Origin of the sequence: Vibrio sp. Vb1980, from assembly GCF_033338615.1 — a bacterium.
GTDB classification, from domain to species: domain Bacteria; phylum Pseudomonadota; class Gammaproteobacteria; order Enterobacterales; family Vibrionaceae; genus Vibrio; species Vibrio alginolyticus.
In genome coordinates, this window is the sequence record NZ_JAWOSZ010000040.1 from 1 (window position 1) to 3,858 (window position 3,858).

3 protein-coding genes are annotated in these 3,858 nt (G+C 40.0%); all 3 read left to right on the forward strand.

Going from position 1 to position 3,858, the window contains the following annotated elements:
- Positions 1 to 824: 824 nt before the first annotated feature.
- Positions 825 to 1,604: a DUF2971 domain-containing protein gene (locus R7F64_RS23610; RefSeq protein WP_318072123.1), complete on the forward strand. Its 780-nt coding sequence runs from the start codon at positions 825 to 827 to the stop codon at positions 1,602 to 1,604.
- 1,293 nt (positions 1,605 to 2,897) lie between these two features.
- Entirely contained in the window at positions 2,898 to 3,131 is a 234-nt protein-coding gene (locus R7F64_RS23620; RefSeq protein WP_318072124.1) for a hypothetical protein, read from the forward strand.
- 142 nt (positions 3,132 to 3,273) lie between these two features.
- A complete protein-coding gene (locus R7F64_RS23625) occupies positions 3,274 to 3,681 on the forward strand; it encodes a hypothetical protein (protein ID WP_318072125.1) in 408 nt (135 codons plus the stop codon).
- The last annotated feature ends 177 nt before the right edge of the window (positions 3,682 to 3,858 follow it).

Here is a 3,858-nt window from a genome sequence, read left to right on the forward strand (position 1 = left end):
CCAGATAGAAGAACTTTAGTTGCAGCTAAAGTCTGGGTCTCACCTTACCCGATTGGAGTACTTATTATCCATACAAATTGTTCAAGAGTGATTCGGCACGCGTGGCAATTTTACTATGCGTTGACTTTAGTGGTTAAGGTGTTATGCGGAGGCTTCAGCATTGCGTGCCTCACACCTTAACAAGGCGTTAGTCGCCAGAAAAAGCTAGCAGTCAAAATCATGTTTCTAAGCTTAAAATTTGGCTGCTTGTTGTTCGGTTTACAGACTCCTCGTCGTTGGTCCAAACTCATTTTCAGCTGTTTTAAGTCCAAGTTTTGCAATTGTCCTAGCGTTTTTTGTTCTTTGGTGCTGACAGAGCAGGGCAATCGAGAGTCTGTTTTTGGTTGCAACTCCGCTCGGTGAATTTGTTGGTACAAAAGCCGATTAACTCGCTGAAATGACGTTTTCTCTGGTGTTGTAAGTTCCACGTGGTTTCAGTAACTTTGTTGAAAGTCCGCACTGTGAGATTGGCTTTCCAAAAGCGCTTTTTGGTGTTGTCAGTCCGTTTTCTGCGGCGTTGTTTGTTCCAAGTGGTTTCATTGACTAGCCGCTTTGAGACTACGCCTGACTTAAGTGCATCAAAGCACATAAGGTTTGTTGTTCGCAAAGTTTAGTTCGGCTTAAAATTGTCGCTCGGTGCCTCGCGACTAACAAACTGCTCAAGAGGGATTCGCAACGCGTGGCATTTTTACTGTGCGTTGAATTTGGTGATTAAGGTGGTTTGCGGCGGCTTCGGTATTGCGTTGCTCACCCCTTAGCAGGGCGTTATGTTTTTGGAGATTTGAATGAAGATATATAAGTACCTACCTACACATCAGGGAGGAAAAAATGTCCTTAGAGAAGGTTCTATAAAAGTTCTTAGTGAAGGAACGATTAAGTTTTCAAGTAGAGTTGAATTCAACGATCCCTTTGATTGTGTCGCGAATATTGACTACACACAGTCGGCTAAAAATTTTATGGATACTGATATTTACACGCAACAAGCCAGGGCAAATAGAGCGGTTAGCAGAAACAAAGGCAAAAAATTACTTGAAAAAGCAGAAAAAAAGCTAACTAGTAAGTTTGAGCAAGATACATTTAGTAAATTAATCGATAATTTTGGAGTATGTTGCTTTTCGTTGTCTGAAGATAATATTTTGATGTGGTCTCACTACGCTAGTGAACACCGAGGTTTTGTAGTCGAATTCACAGTTGAACCAAATAAATTCCAAGGCGAGAAGTCGATAGTAGAAAATCTAATAGGCGAGCCGGTTACTTATTCTAAGGATATGCCTACTATTACAAATATAATGAGCCCAGATCGTGATACCGTTGAGCCTATGTTTTTTACAAAGTCAATCGATTGGAAATATGAGCAGGAATATAGGGTTGTTACCATGGAGCATGGTATCCATAAATTTGATCAGTCATTAATTTCTAGAGTGATTCTTGGTGTAAACATTGAGAAAAAAGATGAGGAATTAATACGTAAAGAGGTTCGGGGTATCAATGAAAGGTTGGGTGCAAAAATTGTTGTAATCAAAGCACAGCAACTTAAAAAAAGCTATAAATTACGCACCGAGTAAGACAAAACATAACAAACTGTTCAAGAGTGATTCGCAACGCGTGGCATTTTTACTATGCGTTGGTTTTAATGTTTTAGGTGGTATGCGGGAGCTTCGGTATTGCGTTGCTCACACCTTAACAGGGCGTTATGTTTAATTACGTAAAATCAGTAGCTTGTGTCTTTTCTTTGCTTCCTAAGTCATCCAATTTAGGTCTTTTCGGCAAGTTGGCATCGTTGGACGCTGCTTTCCGGACATTTATTCTTTGGCGCTAAAATTCTGAGAGTTGCCTCATTGAATTTCGGATCAAGTTTAACGTGAGTTTATTTGGCTCAATCTCAAACTTAGAGCTTCAGTCATCGCGTTTTCTGTACTAACAGTTTAAGTCCAAACTGCTCAAACTATGATTTAACCCAGTTTTTAGCTTATGGTTTTTGTTTGTAAAAGTAAGTCGGGTTAAGCTTCAGTATAATTTAACGTAAGATGTTGAATCTTAAACATAACAAACAGTTCAAGAGGGATTCAGCACGCTTGGCATTTTTGGCATGCGGTGATTTCGGTGTTGAAGTGCTATGCGGCGGCTTGGTCATTGCGTGCTTCACCCCTTAACTGGGCGTTAGTACGGGTTTGACATCAAAGATCATAAGTTTTGGTGCTTATCTGTTTTGGCGCTCGTCTTTACACCTTTCAGTTTGTACCTTTCACGTTCTTTCCGGTGGCACTATATGCGGAGTGTTCGCTTTGATTTCACCGTTTACGGCTTCTAACTCTTAGCCTATTTCTTTGGCGCTTTTTCATTTTCGTGGTGTTTTTTGAGAGAGCCTTGATTACTTTTGGTGTGGCTGTTGAGTGACGAGGATAGAATCCTTTTTTAATTTAAAGCCAGTGAAAGTAGGGCAGTTCAGTGCGTTTTTCTTCTAGCCAGCTTTCGTCTTTCAATCGGGGTAAAGTTTTGTAGCTGCCCGTCTCACTTCAGTGTTCAAAGCCTTTCATATCATGCTACTTTTCAATATCTTGGAGCGCATAAATAGAAGTAGCGCATGTACTAACAAATTGCTTAAGAGTGATTCGTAACGCGTGGCATTTTTACTTTGCGGTGGCTTATGTGTTTAAGGCGCCGTGCGGTAGCTTTTGTATTGCGTTACTCACACCTTAGCAAGGCGTTATGTTTATTCGGTAAATCTACAACTATTGATGGTAATGGTTAAATACGGCAAAGTATAATGTTACCAGCTATAAGTCTTTGCTTTAGCTGGATAAAACTCACTTTTGTAAGGGTGATGTTAACAAATTATCAGGTTAAGTAGCTGTTACATGAAAAGTAAACAGATTTTTCACAGAGTAAGTGGTCACGATAATGAATCATTCATTTTTCTAGACAAACTAGACAATGGTACTTACCAAGTAAGAAAGGGTACTTCTAGGTCCGTAGATCATTTTAACTGGGAAGAAGAAAGTACAACGATGTCTCTTGAGGATTTTCTTGCAAATAATGAGCAGTACCGTCCACGTGCTCAAGAACTGATTGCTGAGTTCGAAGCAGAATAAACATAACAATCTGTTTAAGAGTGATTCGCAACGCTTGGCATTTTCGCTATGCGTTGCGTTTTGTGTTTAAGGTGGTATGCGGGAGCATCGGTATTGCATTGCTCACACCTTAACAGGGCGTTATGTAGCAAGGAGGATAGATATGCTTAAGCTCATGAATAAAAAGGCTTATGTTCAGTCAGTGGCTAAAGATGTAGCTCCTAAGCTGTGTGCTAAATTTGGGAAAAAGAACATCTATTCGTTTCGTGAAATTAGTAGGGTATTGAACCAGATTAATCGCAGTAATGACCGGTTCTATAAATCAGTTTCTTATGGCATGTTGCTGCCATACAGTAAAGAGTTGGCTTTGGAACTACATGAAGATCTTGGCGACTTGTTGGATTTTCAAAAGTCTGTCGGAAAGATCCTATTTAACGTATCTGAAGTCCCATCATTTGAAAGCTACTTACTATATGCAGAAATAAATGTAGAACCTAATAGTAAAGTGACGAATACCAGCCTAGATAGTTCTGGTGGTATAAACCTTTTTGATGTGGGTGGTGGCGAGTAGCTACATAACAATCTGTTTAAGAGTGATTCGCAACGCGTGGCATTTTTACTATGCGTTGGTTTTAGTGATTAAGGTGACATGCGGAGGCTTCGGTATTGCATTGCTCACACCTTAACAGGGCGTTATGCGCTCGCAGAAATGGAGATAATCAATCATGGAAGATTTAGCTAATTCGTT

Excerpts from the sequence above, each read along its gene's own strand:
- R7F64_RS23610 (WP_318072123.1), top strand. The coding sequence starts at position 825 with ATGAAGATATATAAGTACCTACCTACACATCAGGGAGGAAAAAATGTC.
- R7F64_RS23620 (WP_318072124.1), top strand. The coding sequence starts at position 2,898 with ATGAAAAGTAAACAGATTTTTCACAGAGTAAGTGGTCACGATAATGAA.
- R7F64_RS23625 (WP_318072125.1), top strand. The coding sequence starts at position 3,274 with ATGCTTAAGCTCATGAATAAAAAGGCTTATGTTCAGTCAGTGGCTAAA.